This is a genomic window from Campylobacter sp. CNRCH_2016_0050h, assembly GCF_025772605.1.
GTDB lineage: Bacteria > Campylobacterota > Campylobacteria > Campylobacterales > Campylobacteraceae > Campylobacter_D > Campylobacter_D lari_D.
In genome coordinates, this window is record NZ_JAKMSK010000009.1 from 42,278 (window position 1) to 59,306 (window position 17,029).

Genomic DNA, 17,029 nt, shown 5'->3' on the forward strand with positions numbered 1-17,029 from the left:
ATCTTTAATCAAAATAAATTAATGTTAGCGAATTAACAATAAAGGTTTTTTAGCCTTAGTTAAAATATCATTTGTCAAACTACCAAATAAAATACTTTTTAACCAATGATGTGAATAAGCTCCCATGATCAATAAATCTATATCATTTTGCTCACCAAAATCAAATAAAGCTTGAGTAATCTCTCCACTTAAATGCTGTGTTTGTACATTTAAATTTGCTTCTTTAAAAATTTGACCTACTTGAGCTAATAACTCACAAGAAGCTTTTTCATCTTTAGAAACATTTACTATATAACGCTTTGCTTCTTTAAAAATAGGTCTTTTAATGGCTTGTTCTATAGCCTTTTTAGCTAAATTACTCCCATCATAAGCCATCATCACACTTTTAATCTCTTTAAAAGCAGAATTTACAAGCAAAATAGGCACATTTAAAGCTCTTACTAATTCTTCTGTATGAATACCTATTTTATTTTTCTTACCCCCGCCTTTTAAACCTGCTATGGCTAATCTTATTTGATCATTATATTCTTTTAAAACCTCTTCTAAATCTCCATCTCTTTGCACACTAAAGCATTCTTTTACGCCTTGTTCTTTTGCATAAGCACAAAATTCTTCTAAAATTCTTTGCCCTTTTTTGCAAAGATTTTCATTTTTTTGGCTTTGCTCTTCTACTAAATCTTCAATCACACACCCACTAGCACCTATGCCAAAACTACAAGCTAATTCAGCATTAGTAAAATTTGGTTCTATAGTATATAAAAACATTAAAGGTAAATCTAGCTTTTTAGCTAAATACACCCCATAATGCAAACTTTCCCTACAAGGCTCTAAAACATCTACACAAACTAGAATTTTTTCCATTTAATATCCTTTTGTAGTATCAATCTTGCGCTTTTTGCGCTATTAAAACACCTTCTATGATTTTTTTAATATCCCCATCTAAGATATTATCAACTTGCGAAAAAGCTTCATTTGAGCGTGTATCTTTGACTTGTTGATAAGGAAAAAGCACATAAGAGCGGATTTGATGACCCCAACCTATCTCACTTTTTTCACTTGAATTTGCTTCATCTTGTTGTTTCATAAGCTCAAGCTCATAAAGGCGTGATTTTAGCATTTTAAAAGCAGTTGCTTTGTTTTTGTGTTGGCTTCTATCGTTTTGACATTGCACTACTATACCACTTGGCATATGAGTTATGCGCACTGCTGATTCAGTTTTATTAACATGTTGTCCACCTGCTCCGCTTGCTCTATAATAATCAATCCTTATATCTTTTTCTTCAATTTCTATTTCAATATCATCATCAAGTTCAGGTGAAACCATCACACTAGAAAAACTCGTATGGCGACGTCCTGCACTATCAAATGGAGAAGTTCTTACTAAACGATGAATGCCATTTTCAGCTTTTAAATACCCATAAGCATTTTCACCTTTTACTAAAAAGCTAACATCTTTAAGTCCTGCTTCTTCACCTTCTTGAAAGTCAAGCGTTTCTACTTTAAAGCCTTCTCTTTCACAAAATCTCAAATACATCCTATAAAGCATGCTAGCCCAGTCATTACTCTCCGTTCCACCTGCTCCTGGGTGAATGGAAACTATGGCATTTTTACCATCATTTTCTCCACTTAAAAGCATAGAAATTTCAAGATTTACAATAAGATCTTCTAGCTTGTTTGCATCTTCAAATAAAGCTTCTATGGTGTCTAAATCATTTTCACTATTGGCAAGATCAAAAAGCTCGCTTGCATCATTTAAAGCATTATTTGCATTTTCATAATTTTTAAGTAAATTTGAAATTTTAGTTTTTTCTTTACCTATAACGCCTGCTTGTTTTACATCACTCCAAAAAGAAGGGGAATTTTCTAAATTTTCTATTTCTTTTAATCTTGCTTTTATCTCTTCAGGTTTAATGATAGAAGCGATATTTCCAACTTTGTTTTTTAATTTTTTTAAAAGTTCGCTGTATTCGTAATTATCCATAAAAATTTTCTTTCTAATTTTGATATAATTTAATCTTATAATTTTAGCAAAAAATAAAACATTTAAAGTGAGAAATATGCCAAAACTTTTTTTAATGTCTTTAGGTTGTAATAAAAATTTAGTTGATAGTGAAATCATGCTTGGAAGATTAAGTGATTATGAAATTTGTGATGAGCCAAGCTTAGCTGATGTTTTGATTGTAAATACCTGTGGTTTTATAGATAGTGCTAAAAAAGAAAGCATAAATGCGATTTTAGACTTACACGAGCAAAGAAAAAAGGACTCGTTGCTGGTTGTAACAGGATGTTTAATGCAGCGCTACCGCGAAGAATTAATGAAAGAACTACCTGAAGTTGATCTTTTTACCGGTGTGGGAGATTATGAAAAAATTGATGAAATGATACTTAAAAAAAGTAATCTATTTTCAAATTCTACTTACTTACAAGATAAAAATACCAATCGTGTGATCACAGGATCAAACTATCATGCTTTTATCAAAATAGCTGAAGGGTGCAATCAAAAATGTTCATTTTGCGCTATACCAAGTTTTAAAGGCAAACTTAAATCAAGAAGCTTAGAAAGTATTATAAATGAAGTAAAAGAACTTGTTAAAAAAGGCTATAAAGATTTTTCTTTTATTGCTCAAGATACAAGCTCGTATTTGTTTGATCAAGGTCAAAAAGATGGACTTTTAAAGCTTATTGAAGCTATAGAAAATATCCAAGGTGTAAAGGCTGCTAGAATTTTATATCTATATCCAACAAGCATTAGTAAAGAAGTGATAGAAAAAATCATTCAGTCAAAAGTTTTTGTAAATTATTTTGATATGCCTTTGCAGCACATCAGTGATAATATGCTTAAAATCATGAAACGCGGGGCTAATAAAGCAAAACTAATCGAACTTTTAAATTTAATGAAACAAGCTCCAAATTCATTTTTACGCACAGGTTTTATAGTAGGACACCCTGGAGAGAGTGATGAGGATTTTGAAGAATTATGCGCTTTTATAAAAGAATTTGGTTTTGATAGAATTAGTGTTTTTGCTTATTCTAAAGAAGAAGATACTGCAGCTTTTGACATGGAACAAATTCCTAGTAAAATCATCAATGCAAGATTAAAAGTGATAGAAAAAATCGTCGATGAATGCATAGAAAAAAGCTTTAATCAACAAGTTGGTAAAAAGACTTTAGCATTTTGTGAAGGTCAAAGCTCTGAAGGAGAATTTTTCATCGGTGCAAAAGATTTGCGTTGGGATAGAAATATAGATGGAGAAATTCTCATCAATGAAAGTGATTGTGGCGATTTAGAAATGGGTGAGCTTTATGAGTGTGAAATCACACAAAGTTTAGATAAAAAACTCATTGCAAAAGCCTTAAGAAAGCTTGATGATTGATAGCAAATATTTAAATCATTTAAAGCAAGGGAAAAATCTTTTAGCATTTTCACATGGGAGTGATTCTAGTGCTTTATTTTTCATACTTTTAGAAAAAAATGTAGATTTTGACCTTGCTTTTATAAACTACAAAACTCGCAAAAATAGCGATAAAGAAGAGCAAAGTGCCAAAGAATTAGCCAAGCATTTTCATAAAAAAATTTACATCAAAACTGCACCCAAGATAACAAAAAATTTCGAAGCCCATGCAAGAGCTTTGCGTTATGAATTTTTTGAAGAACTTTGCAAAAACCACTCTTATGATAATCTTTTACTAGCTCATCATTTAAATGATAAACTAGAATGGTTTTTAATGCAATTTTCCAAAGGCGCAGGACTTAGAGAATTACTTGGTTTTAAAGATATTGAAAAAAGAAAATATTTTACCATCATAAGACCCTTGCTTGAAATTCCAAAAGAAGAAATTTCAAACTACCTAAAAAACAACAATATCGCTTATTTTCATGATGAGAGTAATGACAATGAAAAATATTTTAGAAATTTCATACGCAAAAATTTTGCCAATGAGTTTTTAAAGCTTTATCCAAATGGAGTAAAAAAGAGCTTTAAATACCTAGAAAAAGACTTAAAAGAAGAAAATATTTGTGAATTTAAAAATATTTACATTACTCATAAAGATGAAAGTTTAATCGCAAAATGTTTTAAAAAACTTGGAGTACTTTTAAGTGCTAAACAAAGACAAGAAACTTTAAAAGGCGATGGAGTAATTTCGCATAAAATAGGCATTGTTTACATACAAGAAAAAGTTTTGATTTTTCCTTTTGTAAGTTGTGAGAAAATGCCAAAAGAATTTAAAGAAATTTATAGAAAAGCAAAAATCCCTAAACTCTTAAGAGCATATTTATACACAAAAAATATTGATGTAAAAGAACTTATGCAAGCTCTTTTATGATTTCTTCAAAAAGTTCTTTTACTCTTGTTTCTAAAAAGTCTTTAAATTCAGCACTTGTAGCTTCAGCACGCATGATAAGATATGGACTTGTATTAGAAGCACGCAAAAGCGCCCAGCCTTCTTTAAAGGTAATTCTAACTCCGTCAATTTCATTACAATCAAGCACATTTTCAAAAGCATTTGCTTTTACTTTTTCTTTAAATTTTTCTATGATTTGAAATTTATTTTCTTCACTAACCTTAAGCTTAATCTCTTCACTTGCATAAAGTTTTGGTAATTCTTTAACTAATTTTTCTATATCAAAACCATTTACTAAAAGCTCTAAAGTTCTTAAAAATGCATAAATTCCATCATCATAACCAAAATATCTATCTTTAAAGAAAATATGCCCACTAAGCTCTGCTGCTATATCGATATTTTGCTCTTTCATCATTTTTTTAATATTAGAATGTCCAGTCTTACCCATCATGATAAAACCAAATTTAGCTACCTCATCAAAAAGGTTTTTAGAGCATTTTACTTCACCTAAAACTCTAGGATTTTTTATATTTTTAGCAAATAAATAGCAAAGCTCATCGCCCTTAAATACATAGTCTTTACTTGCTACTACTAAACGATCCCCATCTCCGTCAAAAGCAAAGCCCATTTTTGCATTTTCATTTTCTTTTAGCGCAACTTGCAATGCGTGTAAATTTTCAAGCTCTGTTGGATCGGGCGCGTGATTTGGGAAATTTCCATCAGGATTTTCAAATAAAATTTGTGCATTAAGATTTAATTTTTCCACCAAAGGCTTTATAATCACTCCAGTAGCTCCATTTGCACAATCAATAATGATTTTTTCTTTATAGCCCTTAAAATGTGAAAAATGTTTAGCTAAAAAGTCTATGTATAAGCTTTTAATATCATAATTTTCATATCTTAAATCATCATTGATTTCAAGTTCTAAATACTCTTGCACTTTTAAAGAAAGCTTTTTCAAATCAGCACCAAAAAAACTTTCTTTATTAATCGTTATTTTAAAGCCATTGTATTCTTTTGGATTATGCGAACCTGTTATCATGATATTTGCATCAAAAATATCATCAAAAAATAAACTAAAATACCCCATAGGAGTTGGTGCTAAGCCTATATTGAAAACTTGCATATTAGCTTTATTTAAACCGCTGATTAAATAGTTAAAAAGTTCATTTGCACTATATCTTGCATCATAACCTACGCTTACTTTCTCACAACCCCTTGATTTCATTTCTAAACCCAAAGCATAGCCTATAGCTTTTACACTTTTTTCATTTAACTCACTTGGGTAAAGCCCTCTTATATCATACTCTCTAAAAATCAAATCTAACATTTTAATCCTTTTGTCTTCTAAGTTCTAATTTTGCTTGTTTTAAACTTTCTTCTATGTTTTCATTTTTGCTTGATAAACAAAGTTTAATTTCTAACTTTACATTTTGTTCTTTAAATTCAAAACAATATTTTTGCATAAAATTTTCAAGCATTTGAAGCTTGCTTTGCACAAAGGCTATATTTTCATTTTCAAATACAATAATAAAATAATCCTTATCATCTTTAAAAACCCTAGCATGTAAAGCTTTTTTTAAAATCCTAGCAAATTCATGCATTATAAACTCGCCCATTTTTGAGTCTTTTTGATGATAAATTTCATTGATATTTTTTACTTCAATCAAGGCTAAATGAAAATTTTCAAGTCCTTGGGCATATCTTCTTAAGGCCTTTAAATTTGGCAAATTGGTTAAAGTGTCAAAAAAGGCTATTTTATAAGCTTTATACACTAAAAATCCTATCAACACCAAAGAAGCAAATTCATAATAACCCAAATCAACACTATTGTAAAATAAAAATTGCACGCTCAAGCCCATATAAGCTAGCAAAAAATGAAAATCATTATTTTTAAAATATGAAAATAATAAAAATATCATTCCTACCCAAAATACACAAAAGCTTAACTCACTAATAGGCTTAAAAAATTGCGTTGAAAGGCCGAAAATTTCACTTGTAATGCTTGCATTAAAATTAGTACTTGTGCTAAGTATTAACGCTACAAAACCCATAAAGGCTAAATACGCAAATTTAATAAAATTAATTCTTTCAAAAACAAGCTTACTATCTTGCAAAAACACAAAAAGCACAAAAGAAAAAGGTAAAAATACCGAGATAAACAAATGCGCTTGATATTCACTTGCCACTAAAGATAAAGCCCTAGCACATAAAATCAACAAAAGCAAGAAAAAAATCTTATTTTGTTTAAAAAAATAAGCTAAAAATAAAGCTAAAAATTCCAAAACAAAACTAAAAGAAGGTAAAAAAGATAATAAAACTAAACTCAATCAAATAACCTTAATTTAAAAATAATTTTAAAAATTATACAACAATTTTGAATTATTTTTTTAATACATATTATAAGTAAAATAAAAATAGAAATTAAAATAAATATGCCTGAAATATGCTTAGTAAAAAATAATGTAATTTATCTTAGATAGTTAAATTTCAAAGCAACAAATGATAACACGAAAAAACTTTTAAAATAAAACTTTACGAAATTAAAAAGCTAATAAATATATTAAAATCATTAAATTATTTTTATTTAAATTTTGCAATTTCATCTTGTATGGTTTGATTTATCTCAAGTAGCTCTTCATAATTTTTTTTATTTTTTTCCAAAAGTTCATCAAATTTAAAGCCAAGCATAACGATGCGATATAAATTAGGTTTGTATTTTCTCCAATTATACAAAGTGCTAACATCAATATCTAATTCATATGCCATATCGCGTTTGCTCTTTTTTGCCATAAGCTACCCTAAATTTTTAAATACTTATGGGCTGATTTTACATTAAAAATTCTTTATTAAAAACAATTGAAATATTCTATGTTTTATTTAATTAATATTGATTATTTCAATATTAATTAAGCTAAATTGTGGAATAATTCAAGTTATCTTAAGTTAAGGAGTGAAAGAATGGATGCTACAAGTTTATTTTTATCAATAAAAAATAAATTACCAAAAGAATATGGGTCTTTTAGAAAAAGAATAAGTCGAGGATATAAATATTCTGATCCTATTATGTCAAATGAAGATCTAAAAAAGAAACTTGAAACTTTAAGTTCTGATAAGTTGGATAAAGTATATACAAGACTTCAATACACCAAGCTCAAAAACCCAACTCTAGTCTTTTGGGTTTATAATTTTTTATTAGGTGGTTTTGGTGTTGCAAGATTTTATATAGGTCAAATTGGATGGGGAATTTTTAGATTAGTTTTAACTTTGCTTGCTATGATAATTGGCTTTATTGCTGATTCCTCATATGATTCATTTTGGATAGCTACTTCAAATATAATCAATTATGGTAATTTTGGTATTTGGTTTATAGATTTGTTTATAGTTGGCGTATTGCTTAGAAATCAAAATCTTGAAAAAATTAACTTAATTATAGACGATATAAAATCTTAGTATATTTGTGGAAGAAAATATTCTCAATTTTTACTTATTTAAGGAGATAAAATGAATGAAAAACACGCACCTTTTGAAACAGAACCCACTTTGATTTATGAGAAAAATACTTTTAAAATTGTCGCTGGAAAAACATATACAAATAAAGATGAAAAATTTTGCATAGGTTTAAAATCAAATGATTTTCCTAAAAATTCTTATCTTATATTTCCGCCACAGCTTAGCTTAGATTTATTAAAAAATCTTTTAAGCCAAGATGGGGCTAATAATAGTGAAATTATCAAATTTATTAAAATAATAACCGAATAAGCAATGAAAAATATTTTATTAAGTTTCATAATGGTTTTGTTATTTACAGGATGTTTTAATAATAAGCCAAAATGCGATGATGAGGTTGTTCAGCTTACATTAAAAAGTATTTTAGATGATGATGAGTGGGTTTATATTGAGTATGGACTAAGTGAGCAGTCTTTAAAGGCCTTAAAAATAAGCTTAAATGGCATGGATATAAGGGATTTAGAGGCTATATTATCTACCGATACCATTGGAATTTTAAGAGCTCATTTAAAACCTATATTTGACTTAAAAGATTATGCTAATGAAGTGGGTTATACTTCTTTTAGTAGTTTTATAACTCAAGATAGTAATGATAAAAAAACAAGTTTTTGTAGAGCTAGTTTGAAATTAACTTACCCACAAATGCCAGATGATATGAGAGAAAATTATGCAAGAGGCACTTTAAAAGGAATTATATTTGATGGGGGAGAGCATGAAGTACAAATTTCATATAGCGCTCAATTTAGCGATGATAAAAAACAAGTTTTTGTAGAACTTTTGGATTATTAGTTTATTTTGGCAATGAAATTTTATTTTATTGCCAAGCAAAATTTATACTCAATTAATTTCAAGTCTTTTTTTGTTACAATTTCTTAAAAATTTTTATAAGTAAAAATTCTAAGGAAAATTATGGTAGAAGTAAAAAATCTCACTATGCGTTTTGCAAACCAACTTTTATTTGAAGATGTAAATTTAAAATTAAACCGTGGTGAAAGATATGGACTTATAGGTGCAAATGGCGCAGGAAAATCAACCTTTTTAAAAATTCTCTCAGGTGAAATAGAATCAAGCAGTGGAGAAATTTGCATAGATCCAAATTTAAAAATCGCAGTGTTAGGACAAGATCAATTTGCTTTTGAAAACTACACTATCAAAGATGCGGTAATGTGTGCAAATAAAAGATTATATGATGCACTAAAAGAAAAAGAAAAACTTTATATGAGTGAAGAATTTACCGATGAAATCAATGATAGATTAAGCGAGCTTGAAATCATAACAGCAGAAGAAGATCCAAACTATGATTGTGAGCTTAGATGTGAAAAAATTCTTAGCTCTTTAAATATTAAAGATTTTAATGCTCTCATGAGCACTTTACAAAGCGCAGATAAATTTAAAGTTTTATTAGCTCAAGTATTATTTTTAGGTGCTGATGTATTATTTTTAGATGAACCTACAAACAACCTTGACTTAGAAGCTATTTCTTGGCTTGAAAATGAACTTTTAAGACATGAGGGAACTTTAGTAGTAATTAGCCATGATAGACATTTTCTAAATAAAGTTTGTACAAGAATTTTAGATGTAGATTTTAAACAAATACGCGATTTTGCTGGAAATTATGATGATTGGTATATGGCTTCAACCTTACTTGCTAAACAAGCTGAACTCAAACGCGATAAAACTTTAAAAGAAAGAGAAGAATTAGAAAATTTCATACGCCGTTTTAGCGCTAATGCTTCAAAAGCCAAACAAGCTACAAGTAGAGCTAAAGCTTTAGAAAAACTTGAGCTTGAAGAGATTAAAACTTCAAGTAGGCGTGATCCTAGTATAGTTTTTAGAACAAATAGAGAAATAGGAAATGAAGTTTTAGAATTAAAAGGTATTAGCAAAGCTTATGATAAAACTTTATTTGAGAATTTAGAATTAAAATTAAAAAAAGGTGATAAAATAGCCTTAATCGGAGCAAATGGTGTTGGAAAAAGCACTTTAGCCAAAATCATTGCATCAAAATTAGAACCTGATAGTGGCCACATCCACCTTGGTGCTACCATAGAAATGGGATATTTTTCACAAGATACGACAAATTTAATCAATGAAAATTTGAAACTTTATGAATGGTTAATGAGTGAAAAATTCAAAGATTTAGATGAAATTCGCAAATGTCTTGGTAGAATGCTCTTTAGCGGAAGTGATCAAGAAAAAATGGCTTCTAGCTTAAGTGGAGGTGAAAAACACCGCTTAATGCTTTCAAAGTTAATGTTAGAACGCGGAAATTTCTTGCTTTTAGATGAACCGGATAATCATTTAGATCTTGAAAGTATCATTGCATTAGGTGAAGCCTTGTATAATTTCAAAGGTTGTGTGATATGCATAAGCCACGATAGAGAGCTAATTAGTGCTTTTGCTAATCGTATATGGTTTTTAGAAGATGGGAAATTAACAGACTTTAAAGGAAATTATGACGAATTTTTAGGAGGTTTAGAATGAATTCGTTTAAGATAAAATATGCAGCTGGTTTTGGACATTTTACTCAAAATCACAGAGGTTTTGGCCCAACTATTTATGTAGAAGAAAGTATTGATTTTCAAAGTGAAAAAGATTATTTTGACTATGTTGAATTTTATGAAAAATTCAGCAAAGAAGATGATACTTATTTTCACATTTCATTTTTAGAAGATCGCCCTTTAACTTCTCAAGAATTAGAAAGTAGAAATGCTTATAGAAAACTAAGAGATGAGCGCTGTAACAAAGCTAGAGAAGAGTTTATCAAAAACAATGAAATAGAAGCTGAATACTACCCAACTCATGGTGATTAAGGAATGATTTTTGCTTGTTTTTTCCTTGTAATATTTTGAAAGGAGAAAACATGCAAGTTAACCATGATAATTTATCGGTTAAAGAGTATGGATATGGTCAAAGTAGTGCCTATAAAAGCACTCAAGGAGCTAATGAAGACTTTATGTCTTTACTTAGTCAAAACAATAGCGAAAATTTAAACGAGCAAAGTATAAAACTTGATGAGCTTTTTTCAAAAGCCATGAGTCAAGATCAATTTAGCACAGGAATTTTTAGCTCAAATATGTCAAATATTTATAATTATCGTTTTAGAGGACAAAACGAAACTCCTATGCAAGCTAATATAGAAGAAAAACAAGAACCACAAAAAGATATGATAAAAGATCTTTTAAATTCTTTATGAAAATGAAGTAAGCAAACGCTTACTTCCAAATAAGTCCACTAAATTCAAACTCTTTTGCAAATTTTTTAAATTCCTCTTCTTCTTTTACATTAACACTTAAAACCAACTCAACATTTTCTTGAAATTTTTTTTCATATGAAATGTTATTTTTATTTAAAAAATGCTCAAATCTTGCATAAAGATAAAAAGGAATGTTTAAACTTAAAATATTTTTAGCTTCAAATTCTAAAAGCATCGCATTTAAAATAGCTTCATTTGTAGCTTCACTATAAGCTCTTACAAGACCACCTGTACCAAGTTTAATCCCTCCAAAATAACGCACCACAATCACCGCACAATTAACAAGTAAAGCCCCTCTTAAGACATTCAAACAAGGCATAGCAGAAGTTCCTTTTGGCTCACCATCATCGCTTTTATCTTCTATGATTTGATCAAATTCATTTAAATACCTATAAGCATATACAAAATGCACGGCTTTTAAATGCTCATTTCTTAGCTTTTGCATTAAAGTTTGAAAATCTTCAAAAGGACATAAAAACGACAAAAAAGTTGATTTTTTGATTTCTATTTTTGCTTGATAAATTTGATCAATAGTTTTCATTTTTTCCTTAAATTAGTTATAATATTTAAATAAAATTATAATCAAAACAACTTATAAAAATTTAAGGATAAACTATGCTTCAAACTTGTATTTTTCCTGCAGCAGGTTATGGTACTAGATTTTTACCTGCTACAAAAACCCTACCTAAAGAAATGCTACCTATACTAACTAAGCCTTTAATCCATTATGGTGTAGATGAGGCTTTAGAAGCTGGTATGGAAACCATGGGCTTTGTTACAGGGCGTGGAAAAAGAGCTTTGGAGGATTATTTTGATATTTCTTATGAACTTGAACACCAAATCGCAGGTACTAAAAAAGAATATCTTTTAAATGAAATAAGAACACTCATAGATCGCTGCACTTTTACTTTTACAAGACAAAATGAAATGAAAGGCTTAGGAGATGCGGTTTTAAAAGCAAAGCCTTTAGTGCAAGATGAAGCTTTTGGAGTTATTTTAGCAGATGATTTATGTGTAAATGAAGATGGGGTAAATGTCTTAGCTCAAATGGTAAAAATTTATGAAAAATACCGCTGCTCTGTTATAGCTGTGATGGAAGTTGAAGCTGATCAAGTTTCAAACTATGGGGTTATAGCAGGAAATGCTGTGGAGGAGGATTTGATCATGGTAAATTCTATGGTAGAAAAACCTGATCCAAAAGATGCTCCAAGCAACTTAGCTATCATAGGAAGATACATTCTAACGCCTGATATTTTTGGTATTTTAGAAAATACTAAAGCAGGTAAAAACGGAGAAATTCAACTAACTGATGCATTACTTTCACAAGCAACTAATAATATGGTTTTAGCTTATAAATTTAAAGGAAAAAGGTTTGATTGTGGAAGCGTAGAAGGCTTTGTTGAGGCGACAAATTATTTTTATGAGAAAAGTAAAAATGCTCAATAATACTTTATTTTTTAAAACCCAAGATTTTAAAAAAATTACCGCTTATGCAAATAGAATGAATGATGAGTTAGAAAGTGGCGATATAGGGTATTATCATTTAGTAGATACAAGCTTTGATTTAATCAAAGAAAGTAAAGAATTTATCGCAACTAAAACTCATATAGAAAATATCGTTTTAGTAGGCATGGGTGGATCAAGTTGTGGGGTTAAAGCTTTAAAAGAGCTTTTATTTGATCAAGTAGAAGAAAAAAAACTTTTCATTATAGATAATACTTCCTCACATACTTTTACCCAAACTATGCAAAAAATAAATCCCCAAAAAACACTTTTCATCATAGCAAGCAAATCAGGCACAACTATAGAAGTGATTTCTTTATTTAAACTCATCATTGCTCATTTTGATTTTAAAAATGAAAATTTACACAAAAATTTTGTGTTTATTACTGATTTTGAGTCAAAACTTCACAAACTAGGAGAAGAATTAAACATAAAATGCTTTTTTATACCTAAAAATGTCGGTGGTAGATTTAGTGTTTTATCTGCTATTGGTATTGTTCCTTTGAGCTTTTGTGGCTATGATACTAAAGCCTTATTAGAAGGTGCAAAAGCTTGTTATGTGGATTTTTTTGAGAAAAAATGTGATCAAATTTTACAAAAGGCTTATCATTACTGCACACATAAAAGTGCGCATATTAATGTGCTTTTTTCTTATGGGGATGCTTTTAAAGGTTTTAATGAATGGTATATTCAACTAATTGCTGAAAGTCTAGGTAAAAAACAAGGCTTTAAACGCATAGGTTTAACTCCTATTGCTTTAATTGGTGCTAGAGATCAGCATAGCTTTTTACAACTTATCATGGATGGACCTAAAGATAAAACTGTTACTTTTTTAAAAATCAAAGATAGTCAAAAATCTCCTAGTATCCCGAATATAAGCTTTAATCATTTACAAAATTGTGATTTTACTAATGAAGTTAATTTGCATGATCTTTTAAACGCGCAATGCGATGCAACCATGCATGCATTAATTGCTGAAAATTTAAGTGTTGATGTAATAGAACTTGAGAAATTAGATGCTTATCACTGTGGGTATTTGATGTATTATTATGAGTTATTTACTTCTGCATGTGGCATTATGCTTGGAATTAACACTTATGATCAACCTGGCGTAGAGGTGGGAAAATTAATACTCAAAAATATATTAAGTAAATAAATTTGCTTTATTGTAAAAAAAGAGTATAATGAAAATATAATAATTATTAACATTAAAATTTATTAGATAATAATAATTATTATTTAAGAATTTTATGTTATAATTTTAAAAATAAAAAAAAGGAGATAACATGTCAGTAACAAAACAATTATTACAATTACAAGCAGATGCTCATCATTTATGGGTTAAATTTCATAATTATCATTGGAATGTAAAAGGTTTACAGTTTTTTTCAATTCATGAATATACAGAAAAAGCTTATGAAGAAATAGCAGAACTTTTTGATGATTGCGCTGAAAGAGTTTTACAACTTGGAGAAAAAGCTATTACTTGCCAAAAAGTTTTAATGGAAAATGCAAAAAGCCCAAAACTAGAAAATGGTAAAGATTGCTTTACTCCTGTAGAAGTTTTAGAATTTATTAGAGAAGATTATAAATATCTTTTAGCTGAATTTAAAAAATTAAATGAAGAAGCTGAAAAAGCAAGCGATACTACAACTGCAGCATTTGCTCAAGAAAATATCGCAAAATACGAAAAAGTTCTTTGGATGCTTAATTCAACTATCCAAAATACTTGCTCTATGTAAGAATTTATAATGTTTTTTGACTTGCAAAGCTTTATTGCTTTAAGTCAAAAAACAAATTTAACTTCCCAAGAGAAACTACTCTTATAAAATTCCAAGTTCACTTAAGTACTATTTTATAATTATAGTTTATAGCAACTCAATGTATTTTTAAACAAAAATATATCATTGAAAAATGATCATCACAAAATATTATTTAGATAAGTATTCAGCTCAAGCTTTTATGTAGGATTTTTCACTAAAAAAACTAAATACTAAAAATCATTTTTACAATATCTATAGTTTAATTTAAAATCTACAACATGAGTTTTAAAATTCTTAACCCATAAGGGCTAAGAATTTAATGTAGATCTTCATTAAGTTTTACGGCTTTTTTGTTTAAAGCTGCTATCATCACTCCACTTTGAGAATCTTGTCTAAAATGTAAGCCATTTAATCCTGCTAATTCTAAACCTTTATATATATCTTTATCAAATTTAAAATCAGGGTTGATTTTTTGAAGTTCTTCTTTATTTTTTAAAGCAAATTTAGTCCCTTCTAAAACAGCAATGCCTGCATCAACGATACAATTATCTCCTAAAGGAATCCCCGTAACTGAATTTGCGCCCAAAAGACAAGCTTTACCAATACTAATAGCATTACCACTTGTACCACTTAAAACACCAAGTATAGAAGCACCACCTCCTACATCACTACCTTCACCCACAACAGCTGAAGAACTAATGCGTCCTTCTACCATACAAGCTCCAGTTGTACCTGCATTAAAATTCACATAAGCAGCCCCTGGCATTATAGTAGTACCTGCAGCTAAAACCGCCCCCATTCTTACTTTAGAACTTTCTAAAATTCTAGTATTATCCTCAGGAATGATATGAGCTAAAAATCTTGGAAATTTATCTACATAATCAATCCTTGGATACCTTCCACTCATTTTTAAATCAATCTCATTTTCTCTTAAAAAGTCTAAATCAATAGGCTTATTATCGCTCCATGCAACATTTGGTAAAATCCCAAAAGCACCTGTTAAATTTAAACTTCTTAAAGGTACTTTTTTATTTGAAAGCAAATAAAGTTTTAAATACACACTTTCTAAACTTTTTGGCGCTTCATCTTCAAAAATACAAACAAAAGAAAAAGCATTTTCTCTAAAATTTTCCTTGGCTGCTTTAATTGCTTCTATATTTTTATGGCCTTGCTCTTGCAAAAATGGCGCAAAACATTCAAGCGCAAAATCCAAATCTTCTTTAATCAAAGTAGCCACAAACTCACTTTCATTAAAATCAACATCAACCCCTCTTCTAAAAAAAGCTTCAAACATAACAGCTGCAGCGGCATAATTTTGCTCAAAATTAATCACACCAAAATTAGCTTGAAGTTTTTTATTAGGATCAACTTGACTTAGATCAAGTCTTGCTATAGCAAAGGCTTTAGGCTTTTTATAATTAATCCTTTGTTCGATTTGCTTGATTAAATTTAAAAATTCTTCTTTACTTTCTATTGGCATATTTTCCTCCTTATTGCGAGCACGCGCTTTTGCCATTCATTATAGGTTGAATAGCTGAATTATCTACTTTACCTTCTTGATTAACTTTTTCTATAAATTCCCAAATTTTTTCAGCAGCTTGTAAATATCTTTTTGAACTTACACTCTCAGGCATATAAAAACTTACAGGCTTACCGCTATCTCCACCCTCTCTTACACTCATTTCGATAGGAATTTGAGCTAAAACTTCACATTTATAAGCTTTTGCCATTTCTTCTGTAGTGCCTTTACCAAAGATATCATATTCTTTACCATTATCAGGGCATAAAAAGCCGCTCATATTTTCTATAATACCCGCAACAGGAATGTGTAATTTTTCAAACATATCAAGCGCTCTTTTGCTATCATCTAAAGATACTACTTGAGGAGTACTTACACACACACCTGCACTCACTGGTACGCTTTGAGCTAGGGTAATTTGTGCATCACCCGTTCCAGGAGGCATATCAAGCAATAATACATCAAGTTCAGGCCAAAGCACATCAGCTAAAAGCTGCTCAATCGCTTTCATAATCATAGATCCACGCCACATCAAACCTTTACCTTCTTCTATTAGCACACCCATACTCATCATATAAACCCCATGAGATAAAATAGGACGAATTTTTTGACCTACAATTTCAGGTTTGCTTTTATTCTCACCTAGCATTCTTGGTATATTTGGCCCATAAATATCTGCATCTAAAAGCCCTACTCTTTTGCCCATTTTAGCTAAAGAAATCGCTAAATTTAAAGTTGTAGTACTTTTACCTACTCCACCTTTACCACTTGAAATCATAAGGAAATTTTTAATTTGTGGAGCGATATTTTTACCACTTCTTGAATTGCTTTTTTCTTCAGGAATTTTTGGTTGAATGATTTCTAAATTAAGCTCTAAATTTAAATCTTTTAAAGCATTTGCGATGTTTAGTCTAAGCTCTTGTGCGATTTGAGCATTAGCTGAAACGATTTCAACTACTATATAAGCTTGATTTTCATTTGCTTCAATTTTTTTTACAAAACCAAAACTAACTATATCTTTTTTAAAGCCTGGATATATAACTTGTTTTAGTCTTTCTTCGATTTTTTCCTTCAATTTTTCTCCTTGTTATTTAAAATGATTAATTCTACTAACATAAATATAAATTTTGGCTT

Annotated in this window: 19 protein-coding genes; 11 read left to right on the forward strand and 8 right to left on the reverse strand. The window is 29.4% G+C overall.

Features of this window, described 5'->3' with window-relative positions:
• Nucleotides 1-24: 24 nt before the first annotated feature.
• Together L8X28_RS05680 and prfB are read right to left on the reverse strand one after the other, a co-directional pair.
• Nucleotides 25-861, reverse strand: a complete 837-nt coding sequence (locus tag L8X28_RS05680; RefSeq protein WP_263665776.1) for a universal stress protein — start codon at nucleotides 859-861, stop codon at nucleotides 25-27.
• A gap of 19 nt (nucleotides 862-880) precedes the next feature.
• Nucleotides 881-1,981, reverse strand: a complete 1,101-nt coding sequence (prfB, locus tag L8X28_RS05685) for a peptide chain release factor 2 (RefSeq protein WP_039617474.1) — start codon at nucleotides 1,979-1,981, stop codon at nucleotides 881-883.
• A gap of 76 nt (nucleotides 1,982-2,057) precedes the next feature.
• On the opposite strand from prfB, the gene rimO reads away from it, so the two are divergent.
• A complete protein-coding gene (rimO, locus tag L8X28_RS05690) occupies nucleotides 2,058-3,374 on the forward strand; it encodes a 30S ribosomal protein S12 methylthiotransferase RimO (RefSeq protein ID WP_263665777.1) in 1,317 nt (438 codons plus the stop codon).
• A complete protein-coding gene (gene tilS, locus L8X28_RS05695) occupies nucleotides 3,364-4,326 on the forward strand; it encodes a tRNA lysidine(34) synthetase TilS (RefSeq protein ID WP_263665778.1) in 963 nt (320 codons plus the stop codon). Before rimO ends, tilS begins: the two co-directional genes overlap by 11 nt.
• On the opposite strand, the gene L8X28_RS05700 is transcribed toward tilS, so the two are convergent.
• The 3 genes from L8X28_RS05700 to L8X28_RS05710 form a co-directional block, all read right to left on the reverse strand.
• Nucleotides 4,307-5,674 carry a phosphomannomutase/phosphoglucomutase gene (locus L8X28_RS05700; RefSeq protein WP_263665779.1) on the reverse strand — a complete coding sequence of 456 codons (1,368 nt, stop codon included), beginning with the start codon at nucleotides 5,672-5,674 and terminating at the stop codon, nucleotides 4,307-4,309. The genes tilS and L8X28_RS05700 overlap by 20 nt on opposite strands.
• Before the next feature lies 1 nt (nucleotide 5,675).
• Nucleotides 5,676-6,674, reverse strand: coding sequence for a hypothetical protein (locus tag L8X28_RS05705; RefSeq protein WP_133319607.1), 999 nt, complete (start codon nucleotides 6,672-6,674; stop codon nucleotides 5,676-5,678).
• Nucleotides 6,675-6,927: 253 nt separating this feature from the next.
• Nucleotides 6,928-7,137, reverse strand: a complete 210-nt coding sequence (locus L8X28_RS05710) for a hypothetical protein (RefSeq protein ID WP_039662706.1) — start codon at nucleotides 7,135-7,137, stop codon at nucleotides 6,928-6,930.
• Between the two features lie 168 nt (nucleotides 7,138-7,305).
• On the opposite strand from L8X28_RS05710, the gene L8X28_RS05715 reads away from it, so the two are divergent.
• The 6 genes from L8X28_RS05715 (at nucleotide 7,306) to L8X28_RS05740 (ending at nucleotide 11,050) form a co-directional block, all read left to right on the forward strand.
• Complete coding sequence (locus L8X28_RS05715; protein WP_263665780.1) at nucleotides 7,306-7,797, forward strand: TM2 domain-containing protein; 492 nt, start codon at nucleotides 7,306-7,308, stop codon at nucleotides 7,795-7,797.
• Nucleotides 7,798-7,848: 51 nt separating this feature from the next.
• Nucleotides 7,849-8,106, forward strand: a complete 258-nt coding sequence (locus L8X28_RS05720) for a hypothetical protein (protein WP_263665781.1) — start codon at nucleotides 7,849-7,851, stop codon at nucleotides 8,104-8,106.
• Between the two features lie 30 nt (nucleotides 8,107-8,136).
• On the forward strand, nucleotides 8,137-8,643 hold the full coding sequence (locus tag L8X28_RS05725; RefSeq protein WP_263660686.1) for a hypothetical protein: 507 nt from the start codon (nucleotides 8,137-8,139) through the stop codon (nucleotides 8,641-8,643).
• A gap of 120 nt (nucleotides 8,644-8,763) precedes the next feature.
• Entirely contained in the window at nucleotides 8,764-10,338 is a 1,575-nt protein-coding gene (locus L8X28_RS05730; RefSeq protein ID WP_263665782.1) for an ABC-F family ATP-binding cassette domain-containing protein, read from the forward strand.
• Nucleotides 10,335-10,667: a hypothetical protein gene (locus tag L8X28_RS05735; RefSeq protein ID WP_039617462.1), complete on the forward strand. Its 333-nt coding sequence runs from the start codon at nucleotides 10,335-10,337 to the stop codon at nucleotides 10,665-10,667. Before L8X28_RS05730 ends, L8X28_RS05735 begins: the two co-directional genes overlap by 4 nt.
• Before the next feature lie 50 nt (nucleotides 10,668-10,717).
• Entirely contained in the window at nucleotides 10,718-11,050 is a 333-nt protein-coding gene (locus L8X28_RS05740; protein WP_263665783.1) for a hypothetical protein, read from the forward strand.
• A gap of 19 nt (nucleotides 11,051-11,069) precedes the next feature.
• Here the strand turns inward: L8X28_RS05740 and L8X28_RS05745 are convergent, their stop codons facing one another.
• Nucleotides 11,070-11,651, reverse strand: a complete 582-nt coding sequence (locus L8X28_RS05745; protein WP_263665784.1) for an IMPACT family protein — start codon at nucleotides 11,649-11,651, stop codon at nucleotides 11,070-11,072.
• A gap of 74 nt (nucleotides 11,652-11,725) precedes the next feature.
• Here L8X28_RS05745 and galU point away from each other — a divergent pair, with 74 nt between their 5' ends.
• From galU to L8X28_RS05760, 3 genes are all read left to right on the forward strand, one after another.
• Complete coding sequence (galU, locus tag L8X28_RS05750; RefSeq protein ID WP_263665785.1) at nucleotides 11,726-12,556, forward strand: UTP--glucose-1-phosphate uridylyltransferase GalU; 831 nt, start codon at nucleotides 11,726-11,728, stop codon at nucleotides 12,554-12,556.
• Nucleotides 12,546-13,769: a glucose-6-phosphate isomerase gene (locus tag L8X28_RS05755; RefSeq protein ID WP_263664823.1), complete on the forward strand. Its 1,224-nt coding sequence runs from the start codon at nucleotides 12,546-12,548 to the stop codon at nucleotides 13,767-13,769. Before galU ends, L8X28_RS05755 begins: the two co-directional genes overlap by 11 nt.
• A 130-nt stretch (nucleotides 13,770-13,899) precedes the next feature.
• The gene (locus L8X28_RS05760; protein WP_263665786.1) at nucleotides 13,900-14,355 is read left to right on the forward strand and encodes a Dps family protein; all 456 of its coding nucleotides are present in this window, start codon (nucleotides 13,900-13,902) and stop codon (nucleotides 14,353-14,355) included.
• A 337-nt stretch (nucleotides 14,356-14,692) separates the two neighbouring features.
• On the opposite strand, the gene L8X28_RS05765 is transcribed toward L8X28_RS05760, so the two are convergent.
• Together L8X28_RS05765 and L8X28_RS05770 are read right to left on the reverse strand one after the other, a co-directional pair.
• Nucleotides 14,693-15,856 carry a 2,3,4,5-tetrahydropyridine-2,6-carboxylate N-succinyltransferase gene (locus L8X28_RS05765; RefSeq protein WP_263665787.1) on the reverse strand — a complete coding sequence of 388 codons (1,164 nt, stop codon included), beginning with the start codon at nucleotides 15,854-15,856 and terminating at the stop codon, nucleotides 14,693-14,695.
• Nucleotides 15,857-15,866: 10 nt separating this feature from the next.
• Nucleotides 15,867-16,970 (reverse strand): Mrp/NBP35 family ATP-binding protein, encoded by a 1,104-nt coding sequence (locus L8X28_RS05770; RefSeq protein WP_263665788.1) that lies wholly within the window; start codon nucleotides 16,968-16,970, stop codon nucleotides 15,867-15,869.
• Between the last annotated feature and the right edge of the window lie 59 nt (nucleotides 16,971-17,029).

Excerpts from the sequence above, each read along its gene's own strand:
- rimO (WP_263665777.1), top strand. The coding sequence starts at position 2,058 with ATGCCAAAACTTTTTTTAATGTCTTTAGGTTGTAATAAAAATTTAGTT.
- galU (WP_263665785.1), top strand. The coding sequence starts at position 11,726 with ATGCTTCAAACTTGTATTTTTCCTGCAGCAGGTTATGGTACTAGATTT.
- L8X28_RS05715 (WP_263665780.1), top strand. The coding sequence starts at position 7,306 with ATGGATGCTACAAGTTTATTTTTATCAATAAAAAATAAATTACCAAAA.
- L8X28_RS05680 (WP_263665776.1), bottom strand. The coding sequence starts at position 861 with ATGGAAAAAATTCTAGTTTGTGTAGATGTTTTAGAGCCTTGTAGGGAA.
- L8X28_RS05745 (WP_263665784.1), bottom strand. The coding sequence starts at position 11,651 with ATGAAAACTATTGATCAAATTTATCAAGCAAAAATAGAAATCAAAAAA.
- L8X28_RS05710 (WP_039662706.1), bottom strand. The coding sequence starts at position 7,137 with ATGGCAAAAAAGAGCAAACGCGATATGGCATATGAATTAGATATTGAT.
- prfB (WP_039617474.1), bottom strand. The coding sequence starts at position 1,981 with ATGGATAATTACGAATACAGCGAACTTTTAAAAAAATTAAAAAACAAA.
- L8X28_RS05740 (WP_263665783.1), top strand. The coding sequence starts at position 10,718 with ATGCAAGTTAACCATGATAATTTATCGGTTAAAGAGTATGGATATGGT.
- L8X28_RS05730 (WP_263665782.1), top strand. The coding sequence starts at position 8,764 with ATGGTAGAAGTAAAAAATCTCACTATGCGTTTTGCAAACCAACTTTTA.
- L8X28_RS05755 (WP_263664823.1), top strand. The coding sequence starts at position 12,546 with ATGCTCAATAATACTTTATTTTTTAAAACCCAAGATTTTAAAAAAATT.
- L8X28_RS05720 (WP_263665781.1), top strand. The coding sequence starts at position 7,849 with ATGAATGAAAAACACGCACCTTTTGAAACAGAACCCACTTTGATTTAT.
- L8X28_RS05725 (WP_263660686.1), top strand. The coding sequence starts at position 8,137 with ATGGTTTTGTTATTTACAGGATGTTTTAATAATAAGCCAAAATGCGAT.
- L8X28_RS05700 (WP_263665779.1), bottom strand. The coding sequence starts at position 5,674 with ATGTTAGATTTGATTTTTAGAGAGTATGATATAAGAGGGCTTTACCCA.
- L8X28_RS05735 (WP_039617462.1), top strand. The coding sequence starts at position 10,335 with ATGAATTCGTTTAAGATAAAATATGCAGCTGGTTTTGGACATTTTACT.
- L8X28_RS05765 (WP_263665787.1), bottom strand. The coding sequence starts at position 15,856 with ATGCCAATAGAAAGTAAAGAAGAATTTTTAAATTTAATCAAGCAAATC.
- L8X28_RS05760 (WP_263665786.1), top strand. The coding sequence starts at position 13,900 with ATGTCAGTAACAAAACAATTATTACAATTACAAGCAGATGCTCATCAT.